The organism is Seohaeicola saemankumensis (genome assembly GCF_042678485.1).
In the GTDB taxonomy this organism is placed as follows: Bacteria; Pseudomonadota; Alphaproteobacteria; order Rhodobacterales; family Rhodobacteraceae; genus Seohaeicola; species Seohaeicola saemankumensis.
The window spans coordinates 151637-171544 of record NZ_JBHTKR010000006.1 but is presented as its reverse complement, the minus strand read 5'-3'; the positions used below and the strand labels follow the sequence as shown (position 1 = coordinate 171544).

Here is a 19908-nt window from a genome sequence, read left to right as displayed (position 1 = left end):
ATCCTACCCTCTGAATACCAGCGCCGCACCCAGCGCGATGAAGCCAAATCCGGCGGCCGTGGTCCAGCTGATCGCCTCTTTCAGCCAGAAGACGGAAAAGCCGACGAAGACGACCAATGTGATCACCTCCTGGATGGTCTTGAGCTGGGCGGCCGTATAGACCTGATGGCCGATCCGGTTTGCCGGGACCGCCAGCGTATATTCGAACAAGGCAATGCCCCAGCTGATCAGGATCACCGCCAGCAGCGGGGCTGTCGGGAATTTCAGATGGCCGTACCAGGCGAAGGTCATGAAGACATTCGACATGGCCAGCAGCAGGATGGGTGTGACATGGGCCAGTGTCATGCGCGCAGCTCCTGCGGCAGAAGATCGACATAGGCCCCGGGCAGGGATTTGCGCGCCAGCCCCCGCGCCACCATCGTATCCAGCGCCAGCAAGGCCAGGTCATGACTGCCGATCGTCGCGGCCAGCAGGGCCAGCGCGCGCAACTGTCCGTCGCCCCAGGTGCTGCGATCCTCAAAGCTGCGGATATACACCGCGTCGCCGTCGATCAGCTGGGTCGACATGGCCCGCGCATTGACCCGCGCCTTCTGGCTGTGGTTCAGCATCCTGGCCTTCTGATGCAGAAAGCGGTGCAGCACGAAACCCTGTTCGCGCAAGGCGCGGTCCATGTCATGCAGCATCGGCTCGCCATCATAGAGCCGGTAGAAACGCATCTCGGCAATGACCATGACCGCGCCCGCCAGCTTGCCGCGGGCCCCCGCGATCACATCGCATTCCGCGCCCTGCGCGTCGATCTTCAGCAGATCAAGACGGTCGATCTGGTCGATGTCATCCAGCGCGCGGGTCTCGATCCGGCTTTGCGTCTCTTGCCCCAGGTGGCGGCGGAAATGCCCCAGATAGCCGATCGAGGCCGCGCTGAGCGGATAGAGCGATGACATCTCGGACGCGGGATAGGCATGAAATGTCGCCGCCCCGCCGCGACCCACCGCGACGGGCAGATAGGTTGCCTGCGGATTTGGCGCCAGTTTGGCAAAAGCCTCGGCATTCGGCTCGAAGCCCCAGACATGCGCCAGACCGGCCGCCACCAGCGGCTTGTAGACCGGCTTGCCCAAAGGATTCGCACCGACATCGACAATGGCCAGCGGGGCGGCCAGATCAAGCCGCGCCCCCAGCATCGCGATCAGGGATTTTCCCGCCACTGCCATTGACTTGTCCCATGCGCGGGGCCCGCGGGCCCCCGGCCTCAGCCGACGCTGCCTTCCAGAGAGATGGCGACCAGTTGCTGCGCTTCCATGGCGAATTCCATGGGCAGGGCCTGCAACACTTCGCGGCAGAAGCCGTTGACGACCAGCGCCACCGCTTCTTCCTCGTCCATCCCGCGCGAGCGGCAATAGAACAGCTGATCGTCATCCACCTTGGATGTCGTCGCCTCATGCTCGACCCGGGCGCTGTTGTTACGCACCTCGATATACGGAACCGTATGCGCGCCGCATTTGTCGCCGATCAGCAAGCTGTCGCACTGGGTATAGTTGCGCCCGTTCTGCGCCTTGGGATGCATCGACACCAACCCGCGATAGGTATTCTGCGCGCGGCCCGCGCTGATCCCCTTGGACACGATGCGCGACTTGGTGTTCTTGCCCAGGTGCACCATCTTGGTGCCGGTATCGGCCTGCTGCATGTTGTTGGCGATGGCGATGGAATAGAACTCGCCCTGGCTGTCGTCGCCGCGCAGGATGCAGGAGGGGTACTTCCACGTCACCGCAGAGCCGGTTTCGACCTGGGTCCACATCACCTTGGACCGGTCGCCCCGGCAATCGGCGCGCTTGGTCACGAAGTTGTAGATGCCGCCGCGGCCTTCCTCATCGCCCGGATACCAGTTCTGGACGGTGGAATATTTCACCTCGGCATCTTCCTCGATGATGATCTCGACCACGGCCGCATGCAGCTGCGCGGTATCGCGCTTGGGCGCGGTGCAGCCTTCCAGATAGGACACGTAGCTGCCCTTGTCCGCGATGATCAGCGTCCGCTCGAACTGCCCGGTGTTTTCGGCGTTGATGCGGAAATAGGTCGACAGCTCCATCGGGCAGCGCACGCCGGGCGGCACATAGACGAAGGATCCATCCGAGAAGACGGCCGAATTGAGCGTGGCATAGAAATTGTCCGAAGGCGGCACGACCGATCCGAGGTATTTCTTCACCAGATCGGGGTGCTTTCTGATCGCTTCCGAGATCGAACAGAAGATCACGCCCGCCTTTTCCAGATCCTTCTGGAAGGTGGTGCCAAGGCTGACGCTGTCAAAGACGGCATCCACCGCGACCTTGCGGCCCTCGGCGGGCATGTCCTCGGCGCCTTCCACCCCGGCCAGGATCATCTGTTCCTTCAGCGGGATGCCCAGTTTCTCATAGGTCGCCAGAAGCTTGGGATCGACCTCGTCCAGCGACTTCGGCTTGTCGATCATGCTGGTCGGTCGGGCGTAGTAGTAGATGTCCTGGAAATCGATCTCGGGATAGCTGACCATCGCCCATGTCGGCTCGTCCATCTGTTCCCAGCGCTGGAACGCCGACAGGCGCCATTCGGTCATCCATTCGGGTTCTTCGTTCTTTTGGCTGATCAGGCGCACGATATCGGGGTTCACGCCCTTGGGCGCGTATTCCATCTCGATCTCGGTATTCCAGCCATGCTTGTAGGTGCTGCCCACCTCGCGCACCGCCTCGACCGTTTCGCGGTCGACGCCTTCGCGGATTTCTTCTTTCAACGTGGTCATGCCCTGCACTCCTGTTCGCGTCTTCTGTCTGTCGCGCCCCAACCGTCGGGCGCCCTGTTCCTCATGCCGCGCGCGCGGCAAACTTGCTGCGCTTGGCCAGCCAGGTCTCGGCAAAGCGCAGCACATCATCCTTGCGGGTCGATGGCGACAACGAGACGCGGATCGCCCCGCTGGCCACGTCATCGTCATATCCCATGGCGCGCAGCACACGGCTGGCGCGGACCTTTCCGCTGGAACAGGCAGATCCCGCCGAAATGGCGAAACCGGCCAGATCCATCTGCATCACCTGCGTTTCGCCCTTCCAGCCGGGGGTGGCGAAACAACTGGTGTTGGGCAGCCGCTGGGCCTCCCTTCCGGGAAAAATAGTGTCCGGCGCCCCGGCCTCAATGGCCTTTTCTAGAATATTTCTAAGTTCCGCAACCCGATCCCAGGCCCCATCGGCCAGATCGCGCGCCGCCGCCGCGGCCGCGGCCCCGAAACCGGCGATGCCGATGATGTTCTCGGTGCCGGCGCGCCGGCCCATTTCCTGCCCGCCGCCACGCAGCTGCGCCGCAAGATCGGTGCCGCGCCTGATCACCAGCGCGCCGATGCCCTTGGGACCGCCCAGCTTGTGCGCCGAGACCAGCGCCATCGTGCAACCCGCCCAGTTGAAGGCCAGCGGCAGCTTGCCAAAGGCCTGCGTCATGTCCGACACCGCCAGCCCTTCGGGCAGCGTCTGGATCACGCCGGTTTCGGAATTGGCCAGTTGCAGCGTCGACTGGCCAGGATCGGTCACCGTCACCATCCCGGCCCGGTTCACCGCCAGATCGGTGGCGACCCAGGCCGCCACGGCCTCGTGCTCTATCTCGGCGCCGTGCAGGCCCCGGCCCGCAAGCGCCAGCGCCGCGGCTTCCGTCGCGCCAGAGGTAAAGATCACATCCGCGCCCTCTGCCCCAAGTGCGGCGGCCACTTGCGCGCGCGCCGCCTCGACCAGCGATTTGGCCGCGCGCCCCTCGGCATGGACCGAAGACGGGTTGCCCACCACATCCATGGCGCGCAGCATCGCGTCACGGGCCTCGGCCCGCAGCGGCGTTGTTGCGTTATGGTCCAGATAGACGCGCACCCTCAGCCTTTCATCGTTCCAGAAATACTCAAATCCACCTCAGGCCTCATCCACGACAGGCATGGAAAACAGCGACGGCACCGCCGGACAGGGCGCCAGGTCGTTGCGTACCACGTCTGACAGCCGGGTCTGGTGCAGATAGACATAGACATGGGCGCTCAGCCCTTCCCACAGACGGTTCGTCACCGATTGGGCGCGACTGCCCGACACCGCGCCGCTGGCCCCCTCGCCACGATGCATCGCGTCCACGGTTTCATCGACCGCGCCCAGCACCTCGACCACGCGGATTTCGCTGGCGGGGCGCGACAGGCGGTAGCCGCCGCCGGGGCCGCGCACGGACTCGACCAGGCCCGCGCGACGCAGCTTGACGAACAGCTGCTCGAGATAGGGCAAGGAGATGTCCTGGCGCTTCGAAATCTCGCCCAGCGTCACCAGGCAACCCGCCGGTTGCAGCGCCATATCGACAAGCGCAACCATCGCATAGCGGCCCTTCGTGCTCAGTTTCATAGGATAGCCTTCGTGAATTCATTGACGTGAGGGGGCGCAAGGCTTATCTGGCTTGAACCCGGCACGGCCGCACAATCCGATTTAGAAACGTTCTAAGGTGCTTGAGCAAATTCGTCAAGAATAATTGCCGCACCCATCCAGGAGATCAGAAACCAATATGCCCGAGGTAATATTTCCCGGCCCCGAAGGCCGGCTCGAAGGCCGGTATCACCCGCAAAAGGAACGTGACGCGCCAATCGCCATCGTGCTGCATCCGCATCCGCAGTTCGGCGGCACGATGAACAACAAGGTCGTCTACAACCTGCATTATGCCTTCTACAACATGGGCTTCACGGTGCTGCGGTTCAATTTCCGCGGTGTGGGGCGCAGCCAGGGCGAATACGACCAGGGCATCGGAGAGTTGTCGGATGCCGCCTCGGCGCTGGATTACCTGCAATCCATGAACAACAATTCCAAGCATTGCTGGGTTGCGGGCTTTTCCTTCGGGGCCTGGATCGGGATGCAGTTGCTGATGCGCCGCCCCGAGATCACGGGCTTCATCTCGGTGGCCCCTCCGGCGAATATGTACGATTTCTCGTTCCTGGCGCCCTGCCCGGCTTCGGGGCTTGTGATCAACGGCACGGCCGATCGCGTGGCCCCGCCTGCCGATACGGCAAATCTTGTCGGCAAGCTGCACGAACAGCGCGGCATCACGATCACCCATGAACAGATCGAAGGTGCGGGCCATTTCTTTGACGGTCCCGGCCATATGGATCAGATGATCGGCACCGTCACGGATTACGTGAAGCGCCGCCTGACGGAAAATTCGCGGTGATCCCATGGGCGTGACCGAAGACCTTGCCGATGCACTTGCCAAGGATGTGCTGGACGCGGTCGAGGCCCTGGGTGACCCGACGCTGATCGACGACATTGCCCGGACGCTGGGCACATCCTCGACCGTGACCGAAGAGGCTTTCATGACCGCGATCCGTGTCCGTACCGCCGAGACGCGGGCCCGGCGCTTGCTGCGCGACCGCGTCAAGAAGGCGATGGCCGACCGCAAGAAAGCACCGCCGGAATGACCCCTCGGCTGGATGCGCAGATGGCCTTTCTGACCGAGGCCTGCCGTCTGAAATCGGTGAACCGCGCCACCCGGCTGTGCGATGGGTCACGCTACGAGAATTCTGGTGAACATAGCTGGCACATCGCCCTCTATGCGCTTGTTCTGGCTGAACATGCCCCCCAAGGCGTGGCGATCGACCGGGTTATCCGCATGCTGCTGATCCATGACCTGGTCGAGATCGACGCGGGCGATGCCCCGATCTTTGGCAGCCATGACGCGACGGCCCTGCAACAGGACGAATCCGCCGCCGCCGATCGCATTTTCGGCCTGCTGCCTGCCGACCAGGCCGAGAGTCTGCGCGCCCTGTGGGAAGAATTCGAGGCAAACCAGACGGTTGACGCACGCTTTGCCAAGTCGCTGGACCGGTTCCAGCCCCCCAATCAGAACCTCGCCGCAGGCGGGGGCAGCTGGACCGAATACGATGTCAGCTATGATAGGCTGGTGTCCCGCGTGGGCAGCAAGATCGCCCATGGCGCGCCGACCCTATGGGACTGGATCAACCCGCGTATACGCGCCTTTTTTGGCGTTTGATCAATGGCTTGCCGATCTTGGCTGATGTTTGGGATCAGCTTTTTACCGGTGCCGCGCCACGTTTTCTTTCAGCCACGACCTTTTCGGCCAGATCGCGGGCAATCGCATAGGCGCCACGGATCTTTTCCTTCTCCGACGTCCAGTCGCGCTGCACCACGATCTTGTTGTCGCGCACCTTGGCCAATCCGTTCTGCGCGCCGATGAATTCGACTAATCCCTGGGGCGAGGCGAACTTGTCGTTGTGAAACTGGATCGTGGCGCCCTTTGGTCCGCCGTCCAGCCGCGAGATCCCGGCCTTCTTGCACATCTCCTTGATCCGCACGATCAAGAGCAGCGTGTTCACCTCGCGCGGCAGCGGACCGAAACGGTCGATCAGCTCGGCGGCGAAGCCTTCCAGTTCAACTTTGGTATGCAAGTTACTGAGACGACGATACAATCCCAGCCGCACATCCAGATCGGGCACATAATCCTCGGGGATCAGAACGGCCACGCCCAGGTTGATGGATGGCGCCCATTGCCCGTCGCTGTCCGACAGGCCTTCCATCTCGCCCGCCTTGATCTTGGCGATCGCGTCTTCCAGCATCTGCTGGTAAAGCTCGTAGCCCACGTCGCGCATCTGGCCTGACTGTTCTTCGCCCAGCAGGTTGCCGGCGCCGCGAATGTCCAGGTCCTGGCTGGCCAGGGTGAAGCCCGCGCCCAGCGTGTCCAGGCTGCCCAGCACGCGCAGGCGTTTTTCGGCGGCGGGTGTCAGCTTGCCGCGCGGTTTCGTGGTCAGATAGGCATAGGCGCGGGTCTTGGACCGCCCCACGCGCCCCCGGATCTGGTAGAGCTGGCTAAGGCCGAACATATCGGCGCGGTGGATCACCATCGTGTTGGCCGTGGGGATATCAAGGCCCGATTCCACGATGGTCGTGGCCAGCAGCACATCGTATTTGCCGTCATAGAAGGCATTCATCCGGTTATCCAGTTCGCCCGCCGCCATCTGGCCATGGGCCACGACATAGCTGACTTCGGGCACCTGGGTCTTCAGGAATTCCTCGATCTCGGGCAGGTCACTGATGCGGGGCACCACAAAGAAGCTTTGGCCGCCGCGGAAATGCTCGCGCAGCAGCGCCTCGCGGATGGTGACACCGTCGAATTCGGACACATAGGTGCGGATCGACAGCCGGTCGACAGGGGGCGTGCCGATGATCGACAGATCGCGCACCCCCGACAGCGACAGTTGCAGCGTACGCGGAATTGGCGTGGCTGTCAGCGTCAAGACATGGATATCGCTACGCAATTGCTTGAGCCGCTCTTTGTGGCCGACGCCGAAATGCTGCTCTTCGTCGATGATCAGCAGGCCGAGGTTCTTGAAACTGACGCCCTTGGCCAGCAGCGCATGGGTGCCCACCACGATATCGACCGTGCCGCGCGCCAGACCGTCGCGCGTGGTCTGTGCATCCTTGGCGCTGACAAAGCGCGACAGGGCGCGCACCTCCAGCGGGAAGCCCCGGAAGCGTTCCGCGAAGCTTTTGAAATGCTGCCGTGCCAGCAGGGTCGTGGGGGCGATCACCGCAACCTGCACGCCGCACATGGCCGCCACGAAGGCCGCGCGCATGGCCACTTCGGTCTTGCCGAAACCCACATCGCCACAGATCAGCCTGTCCATCGGGTTGCCCGATCCCAGATCGGCCAGAACATCCTCGATCGCGCGCATCTGGTCGTCGGTTTCCATATAGGGGAAACGCGCGCTGAAAGCTTCCCAGGCGTGATGCTGCGGCTCCAGCACGGGGGCCGTGCGCAGGGCGCGTTCGGCCGCGACCCGGATCAGCCGATCGGCCATTTCACGGATGCGTTCCTTGAGCCGCGCCTTCTTGGCCTGCCATGCGCCGCCCCCCAGCTTGTCGAGCAGCCCTTCCTCATGGCCGAACCGGCTGAGCAGTTCGATATTCTCGACCGGCAGGTAAAGCTTTGCGCCTTCTGCATATTCCAGCGTCAGGCATTCATGCGCCGCACCCAGCGCGGTCACGACCTCAAGCCCGAGATAGCGGCCGACCCCGTGATCGACATGCACAACCAGATCGCCGGGCGACAGGCTTTGCGTTTCGGTCAGGAAGTCATTGGCGCGACGGCGTTTCTTCGGGGCGCGGATCAGCCGGTCGCCCAGCACATCCTGTTCGCTGATCACGGTCAGGCCCTCGGCCTCGAAGCCCTGGTCCAGCGGCCAGACCGCAAGGTGCAGGCCATGCTTGCCGATGCCGCGCGCATCAGCCACATGGACCGCGCCGATCAGCCCCTCATCCGCGACCAACCCGTCCAGTCTTTCGCGCGCCCCTTCGGAATATGAGGCGATCAGCACCGGCCCCTTGTCCATCCGCGCTTTCACATGGGATGCCAAGGCTGCGAAAAGGCTCAGGTTTTCCTGTTGGCGTTCGGGTGCAAAGCTGCGCCCGATCCGCCCGCCCGCGTCAATGACGCCCGGTCCTGTCGCCTGGGCCAGCGGATTGAACTGCATGACCCGGTGCGCGGCGGTGGCGGCCTCCCAGGTTGTGTCATCCAGATAGAGCAGCCCCGGCGGCACGGGTTTGTAGACCGTGTCCATCCGCCCTTTCTGGGTCATGGCCAGGCGGCGGGTTTCATATTGATCGGCGATACTGTCCCACCGTGACAGGCGCGTCGGCGTGACCTGGTCATCCTGGGTGACCGTGGCCTGGGGCAGATAGTCGAAAATGGTTTCCAGCCGGTCATGAAAGAATGGCAGCCAGTGTTCGATGCCCGCATGTTTGCGCCCCGCGCTGACCGCCTCGTAGAGCGGGTCATCGGTGCCTGCCGCGCCGAATTCGATGCGGTAGTTCTGGCGGAACCGGGTGATGGCCGCCGGATCAAGGATGACTTCCGAGACGGGCGCCAGTTCGATGATATCCAGCTTTTCGGTGGTCCGCTGCGTGGCCGGATCGAACCGGCGCGCCCCGTCCAGCACATCGCCGAAAAGGTCCAGCCGGACCGGACCGCCCTCGCCCGGTGGAAAGATGTCGATGATGCCGCCCCGGATCGCGTAATCGCCGGGTTCCATCACCGTGGGGGCCTGGGAAAAGCCCATCCGTACAAGAAAGGCACGCAGCGCTGACTCGTCCAGGCGGCCGCCGACGCGCGCGCTGAAGGCCGCCTCGCGCAGCACGTCGCGCGCGGGGATGCGCTGCATCGCGGCGCTGATCGTTGTCAGCAGGATGAACCGTGCGGGCATGCCATGCACCAGCCCCGCCAGCGTCGCCATCCGCGCGGCCGAGATATCGGCATTCGGGCTGACCCGGTCATAGGGCAGGCAATCCCAGGCGGGGAAGGTGATCACCGGCATGTCGGGCGCAAAGAAACGCAAGGCGGCCTGCATCGCGGCCATCCGCTTGTCATCGCGGGCCACATGCAGGACGGGTGCGGCGCGGCGCTCGATCTCTTTCAGGACCAGGCGTGCGTCAAATCCTTCGGGGGCACCGCCAACGGTGATGCGGGTCTGTTCGGTCATGCGCGGGGGTTATCCAAGGGGTCTGATGATATGATCGGGGATCATATAGTTCAGGTTCTGATACATTCCCCACAGCGCGGTTATGAAAACCGACACGACGCCGATTCCCTGCACCACAAGACGGTGCCGTTGCAGGATCTTGTGCAGCGCCTTGCCGGTCGGGCCGTCGCGGCGCAGGCGCCTGGCGGTTCTGAGGGACAAAAACCCCACGATGAACATCGGAAAGGCCACCAGGAATACGGACTGAGACAACTGAACGCCGTAGACGAAGCCGGTCAGCCCCAGCAGGGTCAGAAAGAAGGTGCCGAAGCCCACAATCCACAGCCCGGACATCTGCGAGATATAGAGAATACGGTTCACATTCACGCGGACGATATCGTTCAGGTCGGCCTCGGCCTCGCCGCCCTGGGAAGCCGCGCGCACGACCATGTCATAGGGCACACCCAGTACCCAATGGGTCGTGCTGGACCACACGACGGCCAGCATGATCCAGTACCAGAGGTTCGAGAACGAACGCAGGTTGATCGCTTCGCTCAGGGTGGAGAACAAGTCCAATTGAAAGGCCCTTTAAAACGTGTTTGCTTCCATAGCGGCGAAATTCAGCAATTCCTACCCTTGAGATGAAGCAATATCCATGCGACGCATGAGAAAACCAGCATGAGATGACGTTGTGATGATCCCCAGCCAGGCCGCCTACCCCGCCACCCGCTTTCGCCGCACCCGCCAATCCCCCGCGATCCGGGCGCTGACGCAGGAAAACACCCTGTCCGTGGGCAATCTGATCTGGCCGGTTTTCGTCCGCGATGGCGAAGGGGTGGAAGAGCCTGTGCCCTCGATGCCGGGTGTGATGCGCCGCTCGGTCGATCGCGTGGTCGAAGCCGCGCGCGAGGCGGCGGATCTGGGCATTCCCGCGATCTGCCTTTTTCCCTATACCGACCCCGCGAAAAAAACCCGCGACTGCGCCGAAGCCTGGAACCCCGAGAACCTGAGCAACCGCGCCACCCGCGCCATCAAGGCCGCCGTGCCCGGCATCGCGGTGATGACCGATGTGGCGCTGGATCCCTATAATTCGGACGGGCATGACGGGTTCTGGCGCGATGGCGTGATCCTGAACGACGAAACCGTCGCGGCGCTGGTCAAACAGGCGCTCAGCCAGGCCGAAGCGGGGGCCGATATCATCGGGCCCTCCGACATGATGGATGGCCGGATCGGTGCGATCCGGCAGGCGCTTGAGGCGGGCGGGCACAGCAATGTCATGCTGCTCAGCTATGCGGCCAAATATGCCTCGGCCTTCTATGGCCCGTTCAGGGATGCGGTAGGCGCATCCGGTGCGCTGAAGGGCGACAAGACCACCTATCAGATGAACCCCGCCAATTCCGACGAGGCGATCCGCCTGGTCGAACGTGACCTGCGCGAGGGGGCCGACATGGTCATGGTCAAGCCCGGCATGCCCTATCTGGATATCTGCCGCAGGGTCAAGGATAGCTTCGGCGCGCCGACCTATGCCTATCAGGTGTCGGGCGAATACGCGATGATACAGGCCGCGGCGCAGAACGGCTGGATTGACGGCGAAAGGGCCATGTTGGAAAGCCTGATGTGTTTCCGGCGCGCCGGCTGTGACGGGATCCTGACCTATTTCGCCCCCGCCGTCGCGCGCAAGCTGGCCGGGGCCTGAGCCACGGGAACCACATCCCTTGGGCGAAGTCTTGCCAGATCGGTCGCCCGCCCGACCCACCGCCGCAAGAGTTGGTGACAGGGCGCTGATTTGCCTCTATATTCAGCGCATAGCCGGAGATGCAAACATCCGGCGCAAACAAAAGAACAGCGGCAGCAGCATAACGGAACAGGCAAGACACATGACAAAGATGAGCAGACGGACCTTTACCCTGACAGCATTGGCAGGCGCAGGATTGACCGCAGGCTGCGGCAACGGGATCGGCAGCCCCGGGTCGGCCGTCATCGACAACCGTGTCGATGCCACGATGAACTATCTCTATGCGACCTATCCCAACACCCGCGACCTTGCCAGCAAGTCGGTCGGGCAACTGGTCATGCCCCTGATCACCGAGGCGGGCTTTGGCTTCGGTGGCGGCTACGGGCGCGGCGCGCTGCGGGTCAGCGGCACCACGGTCGATTACTATTCCGCCGCCAAGGGCAGTTTCGGCCTCCAGATCGGCGCGCAGCAATTCGCGCATGTGCTGTTCTTCATGACCGATGACGCGCTGCAACGCTTCCGCAGATCCTCGGGTTGGGCGGCGGGCGCCGATGTGGAATACGTGATCAGCGACCGCGCCGACAACCTGCGCGCGGAAACCACGACCTCGACCGCGCCTGTCGTTGCCCTGATCTTCGGCCAGGCCGGCCTGATGGTCGGTGCCACGCTGGAAGGCGTGAAATACACGCGCATCATTCCCTGATACGGTCAGGGGCAGACGCCACGGCCACCTGCCCCTTTGCCTGTGCGCGCGTCTCAATGCAGGTGGAATTCCCCCACGACATTGCGCCATTCCCCCGGTGAGATCATCTTGCGGTGCGTGAAGCGCACCGAATGCAGCGGCCCTTCGATCTCGGCCTGCCAGAATTCGATGAACCTGAACAGGCGCGGATGATCCGGCGCCAGGTCGTAATCCTGCCAGACAAAGCTGTTCAGCACATTGCGGTAATCGGGCATGCGATAGAAGAATTCGGCCGTGGTCAGGCCATAGCCTTTCAGCATCAGTTCGGTGTCGGAAGCCTGCATGATTTCACCTGTTCTTGCGACTCGATGGTAAAATCATGCCAGCATTGTTTTACTTTTCAACGAAAACAATGTATTAGCAGATCATGGCCCTGGCTGCCAAGGCTGCGGGGCATGCGGCATTGCACCCCATATCCTGCCTCTGATATAGTCTTTCCAACAAGATATTGTGAAACTGGACAGAGCGGGCTAATCACGTGAACGATACGCCGGAAACCCCTGAAAACGAAGACGAAAACACGCCTGCGCGGGTTGTCTACGATGGGCCTACAATCTCGATCACCGAGGAGATGAAGACCTCCTATCTCGATTATGCGATGAGCGTGATCGTCAGCCGCGCGATTCCCGATCTGCGTGATGGCCTGAAACCTGTGCACCGCCGCATCCTTTACGCGATGCACGAGGTCGGCAACACGCATGACAAGCCCTATCGCAAATCGGCCCGTCCGGTGGGCGACGTGATGGGTAAATACCACCCCCATGGCGACAGCGCGATCTATGACGCGCTGGTGCGGATGGCGCAGGATTTCTCGATGTCCCTGCCGCTGCTTGACGGTCAGGGCAACTTCGGCTCGATGGATGGCGATAATGCCGCCGCCATGCGCTATACCGAAGTGCGGATGGACAAACCCGCCGCCTTCCTGCTGGCCGACATCGACAAGGACACGGTCAATTTCCAGGACAACTATGATGGCAAGGACCGCGAACCCACGGTGCTGCCCGCCCGGTTCCCGAACATGCTGGTCAATGGCGCAGGCGGCATCGCTGTCGGCATGGCCACGAACATCCCGCCGCATAACCTGGGCGAAGTGGTCGATGCCACGCTGGCGCTGATCGACAACCCGGATCTGACCTCGGAAGACCTGATCGAATATGTGCCGGGTCCCGATTTCCCGACCGGCGGGCTGATGCTGGGCCGGTCCGGGGCGCGCAAGGCCTATCTTGAGGGGCGCGGCAGCGTCATCATCCGCGCCAAGACCAGGGTCGAGGAACTCCGCAAGGACCGCTATGCAATCGTCGTCGAGGAAATCCCCTACCAGGTGAACAAGGCCGCGATGATCGAGAAGATTGCCGAACAGGTCCGCGAAAAGAAGATCGAAGGCGTCGCCCATGTGCAGGACGAAAGCGATCGCAACGGCGTGCGCGTGGTGATCGAACTCAAGCGCGACGCAACCCCCGAGGTGGTGCTGAACCAGCTTTACCGCTTCACGCCGATGCAGACCTATTTCGGCTGCAACATGCTGGCGCTGAACGGCGGGCGGCCCGAACAACTCACGCTGCTGCGGTTCCTGTCCAGTTTCATCGGCTTTCGCGAAGAGGTCGTGGCCCGCCGCACCGCCTATGAACTGCGCAAGGCGCGCGAGCGCAGCCATATCCTGTGCGGTCTGGCCGTGGCCGTCACCAATGTGGACGAGGTCGTGGCGACGATCCGCAGCTCTGCCGATGCCGCCGATGCGCGCGACCGGCTGATGAGCCGCGCCTGGCCTGCCCGCGATATCGCCGAATACATCCGGCTGATCGACGACCCGTCCCATACGGTGAACGAGGATGGCACCTATCACCTGTCCGAAGTCCAGGCCCGCGCCATCCTGGAGCTGCGCCTGCAGCGCCTGACCCAACTGGGCGTCAAGGAAGTCACGGACGAGTTGCAGGAGCTGGCCGCCAAGATCCGCGAATACCTGGAAATCCTGGCCAGCCGCGAACGGATCATGGGCATCATCTCGGACGAGCTGCGCGAGGTGAAAGAGCTCTTTGCCGTGCCGCGCCGGACCGAGATCGTGGACTGGGCGGGCGACCTGGATGACGAGGATCTGATCGAGCGCGAGGACATGGTCGTGACCATCACCTCGGGCGGCTATATCAAGCGAACGCCGCTGGCCGATTTCCGGTCGCAGAAACGCGGCGGCAAGGGCCTGTCAGGGATGCAGACCAAGGAAGAGGACGTGGTCACCACGCTCTTCGTGGCCAATACCCATGACCAGCTTTTGTTCTTCACCACCGATGGCATGGTCTACAAGCTCAAGACATGGCGCCTGCCGCTGGGGGGGCGCACGTCCAAGGGCAAGGCGATCGTCAATATCCTGCCAATCCCGACAGGGGTTTCCATCGCCGCGATCATGCCGGTCGACCGGCCCGATACGGAATGGGACGATCTGCAGATCGTCTTCGCCACTTCGGCGGGCGACGTGCGGCGCAATGCGCTGTCGGATTTCACCAATGTGATGCGTAACGGCAAGATCGCCATGAAACTGCCCGAGGGCGTGGAGCTGGTGAACGCGCGCATCTGTTCGGAAGATGACGACGTGATGCTGGTCACGGATTCAGGCCGCGCGATCCGCTTTTCCACCACCGATGTGCGGGTCTTCAAGGGCCGCGATTCCACCGGGGTCCGGGGGATCCGGCTGCAGGGCGATGACCGCGTGGTGTCGATGTCCGTGATCCGCCATTTCGAGGCCGGGGCCGATGAACGCGCCGCCTATCTCAAGATGCGCCGCCTTGTTGCCGGCGTCACCGAAGAGACCGAAAGCGACGAGGACGAGGGCAATGCCGATGCGGGTATCAGCCAGGAACGCTATGCCGAGATGTCGGCGGCGGAAAACCTGATCCTCACCATCACCGCCAACGGGTCGGGCAAGCTGTCGTCCAGCCATGATTACCCCGTGCGCGGACGCGGCGGCATGGGCGTCACGGCCATGGACAAGGCGATGCGCGGCGGCGCGCTTGTCGCCTCCTTCCCGGTCGAGATGGACGATCAGGTGATGCTTGCCACCTCCAGGGGGCAGTCGATCCGGGTACCCGTCGAGGGGATTTCCTTCCGCTCGCGGTCGGCCGGCGGCGTCAAGGTGTTCAACACCGGCGCGGGCGAATTCGTGGTGTCTGTTGCCCGGATCGCCGATCAGGCGGACGAGGACGAGGCCGAAACCGAATAGCGCAGGGGCTTTCTTCTTGCGTGAAATATCCTCGGGGGGTCGATCCCGCAGGGGTCGGAAGGGGGGCAGACAGCCCCCCTTTTTCCGTCTTAACCGCATGGTAATCCCGCTGATGCATGGTGGTGTCACTGCAACGCGGGGATGGCCGATGAACCTTTACAGCTGCTCGATCGATCTCAAGGATGATGCAAAGGCGCTGGCCTTCGCCAATGCGGTCGACCTTTGGATGTCGCATCTGAAGTCCGAAGGCGTGATCGAAAACTGGCGGCTGTTGCGCCGCAAGCTGAACCTTGCGTCCGATTGCCACCGCAATTTTCTGCTTGAGGTCGAAGTCAGGGACCTTGCACAGCTGGATCAGGCGTTTCGGATGCTGGGGCGCAAGGACGATCACGTGGCCAGCCTCTACCGTGCGGTCAACACGCTGGTGGCCGCCGCGCATTTCGCGCTTTACCGGCCTTTCCCCGATCCGGAACGATCAGAGCGCATGGCGCTGATCTGACGCGGCCTACAGGGCGTAAAGCGCGCTGAACTTGTCCTTGAGATAGGCCAGAAGCGGCGCCTCGCTTGGTGCCATCCCCGATGCGCGGGCAATCACCTCGCGCGGGGTATAAAGCCCGCCGTGACGCTGCACAGTCTCGCGCAGCCAGCCGGTCGCGCCGGATGTGTCGCCCTGCGCCAGTTGTGCATCCAGACCGGGCAGCGCGGCCCGCATCGCCTGGTGCAGGCAGCCGGCGTAGACATTGCCAAGGCTATAGGTCGGGAAATAGCCAAACAGCCCCACCGACCAATGCACATCCTGCAAACAACCATGCGAGGGCTTGTCCACGGCAAATCCGAAATCCGCCAGGAAACGGTCATTCCAGGCGGCTTCCAGATCGGCCACCGCCAGATCGCCCGCGATCAGCGCGCGTTCCAGATCGAAGCGCAGCAGCACATGCAGGTTATATTGTACCTCATCGGCTTCTGTGCGGATGAAGCCATTATGCAAGCGGTTCACGGCCGCATAGAACGCGTCTTCATCCGCGATCCCGAAATCGCCGAAAGCCGCGCGCATCTGGCCGTAAAGCCACCCCGTGAAAGCACGGCTGCGGCCGATCTGGTTTTCATAGATGCGGCTTTGGCTTTCGTGCACCCCCATCGAGACGCCCTGCCCCAAGGGTGTCAGCGCATAGGCCGCGTCGATCCCCTGCTCATAGCAGGCGTGCCCGACCTCGTGGATGGTCGAATAGAAACAGTTGAACGGATCGACAGGGTTGGTGCGCGTGGTGATCCGCACATCGCGCCCCGATCCGCTGGAAAATGGATGCACGGCCTTGTCCAGACGCCCGATGCTGAAGTCATAGCCAAAGGCGCGGGCAAGCTTGTCGGTCAGCTGCATCTGCGCCGCCTCGTCGAACAGCCCTGTCAGCCCCTTGGGCGCCGGTTGCGCCAGGCAGGCGGCGCGCAACGCGACAAGCGGGCCACGCAGGGCAGTGAACATCGCCTCGAGGTCGGCGGCTTTCGCGCCGGGTTCATAATCGTCCAGCAGCGCATCATAAGGATCGCCCCCCGCAGCCAGGGCGGCCGCCTCCTCGCGCTTCAATGCGACGATCCGTGCCAGCACGGGCAGAAACGACGCGACATCTTCGGCCGCGCGGGCCTCGGCCCATTGGCCCTGGGCGCGGCTGGTCAGGCGGGCCAGTTCCTGGGCCAGGTCAGCGGGCAGTTTGCGGGCGCGGTCGAAATTGCGCCGGATATGGCGCAGTTGCGCGCGGCCCGTATCATCCAGCGCCGCGGTATCGACAGCCTCCAGCCAGTCGGCGATACGCGGGTCGGTGCGTCGGGCATGCAGCACCGATTCCATGGCGGCCATTTCTTCGGACCGCTGATCGGCGGCGCCGCGCGGCATCATGGTTTCCTGGTCCCAGCCCAGCCGCCCCGCCACCTGGCCCAGGGCAAAGGTGGTGCGTTCATGGGCCATCAGCGCGTCAAAGGCACCGGCGGTGTTGCTTGTGCCCGCAACGGTCATGCCCGTGCCCCCCGGATCGAGGTGACGACCGGAAAGGCCGCAAGGTGGCGCGCCCGCAGGATCAGCACCCACAGGATCACCGCCAGCACCTGATGCGCGATGGCGATTTCCCATATCGCGCCGGTCATCACCGTCACGATACCCAGCACCACCTGCGCCACAAGTGCACCGAAGGCCAGGGTAAAGGCCGCCCGCGTCGCCTCATGCGCGCTTTTGCGGGCGCGCATCCAGACCACGATCCCGAAAATCAGCAGAAGATAACCGCTGACACGGTGAATGAACTGCACAAGCCCCGGGTTCTCAAAGAAATTGGTCCAGAGCGGGTTCAGCATGAACGGGTTTGGCGGAATCACCTGCCCACCCATCAGCGGCCAGTCTGTATAGGACCGGCCCGCGTCGATCCCGGCGACCAGCGCGCCAAGGATGATCTGGAGGAAGGCGAAATGCATCCAACCGGTGGACAGGCGGAACAGCTTGTCCTCCTTGGCGCGGCGTGCCTGCAAAAGATCCCTTTCGCTGCGGCCAAGCTGGAACACGAACCAGGCGATGAAGCCAAGGATGATGAAAGCCAGCCCCAGATGCGTGGCCAGGCGATAGCTGGCGACACTGGTCATCGACCCGGTCAGGCCAGAGGCCACCATCCACCACCCCACGAAGCCCTGAAGCCCGCCAAGCGCGCCGATGAACAGCAGGCGCGGCGTCCAGCCCGCGGGGATCTTGCGCGCCAGCAGAAAGCCCAGAAAGCCCAGGCCCCAGACCAGGCCGATCACGCGGCCGAGTTGCCGATGACCCCATTCCCACCAGTAGATGAATTTGAAATCATCCAGTTCCATCCAGCGGTTCTGGATCTGGAACTGCGGGATCTGCTGGTACTTGGCGAATTCCGCTTCCCAGTCGGCCTGGTTCAGCGGCGGGATCGCGCCCGTCAGGGGGCGCCATTCGGTGATGCTGAGGCCGCTGTCGGTCAGGCGGGTCAGACCGCCCACGGCGATCATCACCATCACAAGCGCGAACAGAACCATCAGCCAGATGCGGATTGCGCCACGGGCGCCGGTGCTGCCCTTGTCGATCAGACCGCCCCGGGGTGACGGGGCCTGTGGCCGGTCGGTTGCAACCTCTTCGAAAATCGCGCGTTTCTTGGTCATCATCGTCTCCTGTCGGTGGCGAACCTAGGGCCTCACCCGGCCTTCGTCCAGATCCTAACCCCGGTCTTTCCAGCGCACCATTTGACGCAGGATGCCATGCAGCGTCTGCACATCGGCCCGGGTCAGGCGCATCCGGGACCACAGGTTGCGCAGGTTCAGCTTCATGCTGTCGGCCTTGGAGTCCGGAAAGAAAAAGCCCGCCTGATCCAGCGTATCCTCATAATGGCGGGCCAATGCCTCGACCTCGGTGCCATTGGCCCAGTCGGTGCGGCCCATCTCGACGGTTTCATGCTGCACCTGTTCGGTCTGGCGGCGCCATTCATAGGCCGTCAGCAGCACGCATTGCGCCAGGTTCAGGCTGGGGAATTCCGGATTGACCGGGACCGAGATGATGGCATTGGCCTGTGCCACATCCTCGTTTTCCAGGCCCGCGCGCTCGGGGCCGAAAAGCACCGCGACCTTTTCGCCGCGCGCGATCATTTCGGCCGCCATCTGCATGGCGCGTTCCGGGCTGTAGACCGGTTTGGTCAACCCACGGCCGCGCGCGGTGGTGGCGAAGGTGAATGTCGTATCGGCCAATGCGCCGGGCAGATCGGCATGCAGCTGCGCCTCGTCCAGCAGGCGACCCGCACCGCTGGCCATGGCGACCGCACGGCCGTTGGGCCAGCCGTCGCGGGGGCCGACCACATGCATCCGGTCCAGCCCGAAATTCCACATGGCGCGCGCGGCGGCGCCGATGTTTTCGCCCATCTGGGGGCGGACCAGGACAAAGGCGGGTTGGGGCGTGGGACTGGGCATCGGTATCTCCGGCAGGGCTGGCGCGTGATACGCCAAGCCGGTTCCGTTTCCAAGCGATAAGCCATGTGTCGTGCCCGATGGTCAAAGCCGAATTTCCCCGTTATGACACCTGCATGACCTTGAAGGAGCCTGACCGGAATGGCCGATACGCCTGACGCCCCGCAACAGCCACAACTCTACCTGATCACGCCGCCCAGCTTCGATCTTGAGGTTTTTCCCGATCTGCTGGCCCGCGTGCTGGACGCGCAGGACGTGGCTTGCGTGCGCCTGGCCCTGGCCAGCAAGGATGAGGACAATATCGCCCGCGCCGCAGATGCGCTGCGCGAGGTGACCCATGCGCGCGATGTGGCGCTTGTGATCGAACGCCATGTGTTGATGGTGGAGCGGCTCGGGCTGGACGGTGTCCATCTGACCGATGGGGCGCGTTCGGTCCGCAAGGTCCGCAAGGATTTGGGCCCTGATGCGATCGTCGGCGCCTTCTGCGGCATCCAGCGCCACGAGGGGATGACCGCCGGCGAGGCCGGGGCCGATTACGTCAGCTTCGGCCCTGTTGGCGAAACGCCTCTGGGTGACGGCAGCCGCGCCGATCTGGAGATCTTCGAATGGTGGTCCGAGATCATCGAGGTGCCGGTTGTGGCCGAAGGGGCGTTGACCGAAGACCTGATCCGCACCCTGGCGCCGATCACCGATTTCATCGCCTTGGGTGACGAGATCTGGTCAGCGGCCGATCCGGTGGCGGAACTGGCGCGCCTCGGCCGCGCCATGCAGATCTGATCCAG

At 63.3% G+C, this 19908-nt stretch carries 19 protein-coding genes; 8 read left to right on the top strand and 11 right to left on the bottom strand.

Annotation, left to right across the window (positions count from 1 at the left end):
- Positions 1-3 precede the first annotated feature (3 nt).
- From ACFQ3C_RS15580 to ACFQ3C_RS15560, 5 genes are all read right to left on the bottom strand, one after another.
- A complete protein-coding gene (locus ACFQ3C_RS15580; RefSeq protein WP_068295168.1) occupies positions 4-345 on the bottom strand; it encodes a DMT family protein in 342 nt (113 codons plus the stop codon).
- A complete protein-coding gene (locus ACFQ3C_RS15575) occupies positions 342-1208 on the bottom strand; it encodes an FkbM family methyltransferase (RefSeq protein WP_380793683.1) in 867 nt (288 codons plus the stop codon). The genes ACFQ3C_RS15580 and ACFQ3C_RS15575 overlap by 4 nt, the downstream gene beginning before the upstream one ends.
- Positions 1209-1246: 38 nt before the next feature.
- On the bottom strand, positions 1247-2767 hold the full coding sequence (gene sufB, locus ACFQ3C_RS15570; protein ID WP_380793681.1) for a Fe-S cluster assembly protein SufB: 1521 nt from the start codon (positions 2765-2767) through the stop codon (positions 1247-1249).
- Between the two features lie 61 nt (positions 2768-2828).
- Complete coding sequence (locus ACFQ3C_RS15565) at positions 2829-3869, bottom strand: cysteine desulfurase family protein (RefSeq protein ID WP_380793679.1); 1041 nt, start codon at positions 3867-3869, stop codon at positions 2829-2831.
- A gap of 39 nt (positions 3870-3908) precedes the next feature.
- Positions 3909-4376, bottom strand: coding sequence for a Fe-S cluster assembly transcriptional regulator IscR (locus tag ACFQ3C_RS15560; RefSeq protein ID WP_380793677.1), 468 nt, complete (start codon positions 4374-4376; stop codon positions 3909-3911).
- A 157-nt stretch (positions 4377-4533) separates the two neighbouring features.
- On the opposite strand from ACFQ3C_RS15560, the gene ACFQ3C_RS15555 reads away from it, so the two are divergent.
- From ACFQ3C_RS15555 to ACFQ3C_RS15545, 3 genes are read left to right on the top strand one after another with little or no spacing between them, the layout of a single operon-like run.
- The gene (locus tag ACFQ3C_RS15555; RefSeq protein WP_380793675.1) at positions 4534-5190 is read left to right on the top strand and encodes an alpha/beta hydrolase; all 657 of its coding nucleotides are present in this window, start codon (positions 4534-4536) and stop codon (positions 5188-5190) included.
- A 4-nt stretch (positions 5191-5194) separates the two neighbouring features.
- The gene (locus tag ACFQ3C_RS15550; RefSeq protein ID WP_380793673.1) at positions 5195-5437 is read left to right on the top strand and encodes a hypothetical protein; all 243 of its coding nucleotides are present in this window, start codon (positions 5195-5197) and stop codon (positions 5435-5437) included.
- On the top strand, positions 5434-6009 hold the full coding sequence (locus ACFQ3C_RS15545) for an HD domain-containing protein (RefSeq protein WP_380793671.1): 576 nt from the start codon (positions 5434-5436) through the stop codon (positions 6007-6009). The genes ACFQ3C_RS15550 and ACFQ3C_RS15545 overlap by 4 nt, the downstream gene beginning before the upstream one ends.
- A 34-nt stretch (positions 6010-6043) precedes the next feature.
- Here the strand turns inward: ACFQ3C_RS15545 and mfd are convergent, their stop codons facing one another.
- Both mfd and ACFQ3C_RS15535 read right to left on the bottom strand, forming a co-directional pair.
- Entirely contained in the window at positions 6044-9511 is a 3468-nt protein-coding gene (gene mfd / locus ACFQ3C_RS15540) for a transcription-repair coupling factor (RefSeq protein WP_380793669.1), read from the bottom strand.
- A gap of 9 nt (positions 9512-9520) precedes the next feature.
- The gene (locus ACFQ3C_RS15535) at positions 9521-10066 is read right to left on the bottom strand and encodes a component of SufBCD complex (RefSeq protein WP_380793667.1); all 546 of its coding nucleotides are present in this window, start codon (positions 10064-10066) and stop codon (positions 9521-9523) included.
- A 118-nt stretch (positions 10067-10184) separates the two neighbouring features.
- On the opposite strand from ACFQ3C_RS15535, the gene hemB reads away from it, so the two are divergent.
- Positions 10185-11186, top strand: a complete 1002-nt coding sequence (gene hemB, locus ACFQ3C_RS15530) for a porphobilinogen synthase (RefSeq protein ID WP_380793665.1) — start codon at positions 10185-10187, stop codon at positions 11184-11186.
- A 181-nt stretch (positions 11187-11367) separates the two neighbouring features.
- Positions 11368-11928, top strand: coding sequence for a lipid-binding SYLF domain-containing protein (locus ACFQ3C_RS15525; protein WP_380793663.1), 561 nt, complete (start codon positions 11368-11370; stop codon positions 11926-11928).
- 53 nt (positions 11929-11981) lie between these two features.
- Here ACFQ3C_RS15525 and ACFQ3C_RS15520 read toward each other — a convergent pair whose 3' ends face one another.
- Positions 11982-12251, bottom strand: coding sequence for an usg protein (locus ACFQ3C_RS15520; protein ID WP_380793661.1), 270 nt, complete (start codon positions 12249-12251; stop codon positions 11982-11984).
- A 194-nt stretch (positions 12252-12445) separates the two neighbouring features.
- On the opposite strand from ACFQ3C_RS15520, the gene gyrA reads away from it, so the two are divergent.
- Together gyrA and ACFQ3C_RS15510 are read left to right on the top strand one after the other, a co-directional pair.
- Positions 12446-15178, top strand: a complete 2733-nt coding sequence (gene gyrA / locus ACFQ3C_RS15515; protein ID WP_380793659.1) for a DNA gyrase subunit A — start codon at positions 12446-12448, stop codon at positions 15176-15178.
- Positions 15179-15326: 148 nt separating this feature from the next.
- Positions 15327-15677: a DUF6614 family protein gene (locus ACFQ3C_RS15510; RefSeq protein ID WP_380793657.1), complete on the top strand. Its 351-nt coding sequence runs from the start codon at positions 15327-15329 to the stop codon at positions 15675-15677.
- 6 nt (positions 15678-15683) lie between these two features.
- On the opposite strand, the gene ACFQ3C_RS15505 is transcribed toward ACFQ3C_RS15510, so the two are convergent.
- From ACFQ3C_RS15505 to ACFQ3C_RS15495, 3 genes are read right to left on the bottom strand one after another with little or no spacing between them, the layout of a single operon-like run.
- Positions 15684-17186: a carboxypeptidase M32 gene (locus ACFQ3C_RS15505; RefSeq protein WP_380793655.1), complete on the bottom strand. Its 1503-nt coding sequence runs from the start codon at positions 17184-17186 to the stop codon at positions 15684-15686.
- Positions 17183-18331, bottom strand: coding sequence for a heme A synthase (gene ctaA / locus ACFQ3C_RS15500; protein WP_380793653.1), 1149 nt, complete (start codon positions 18329-18331; stop codon positions 17183-17185). The genes ACFQ3C_RS15505 and ctaA overlap by 4 nt, the downstream gene beginning before the upstream one ends.
- A 54-nt stretch (positions 18332-18385) precedes the next feature.
- Positions 18386-19129, bottom strand: coding sequence for an RNA methyltransferase (locus tag ACFQ3C_RS15495; RefSeq protein ID WP_380793651.1), 744 nt, complete (start codon positions 19127-19129; stop codon positions 18386-18388).
- Positions 19130-19267: 138 nt separating this feature from the next.
- Here ACFQ3C_RS15495 and ACFQ3C_RS15490 point away from each other — a divergent pair, with 138 nt between their 5' ends.
- Positions 19268-19903, top strand: coding sequence for a thiamine phosphate synthase (locus ACFQ3C_RS15490; protein WP_380793649.1), 636 nt, complete (start codon positions 19268-19270; stop codon positions 19901-19903).
- Positions 19904-19908 lie beyond the last annotated feature (5 nt).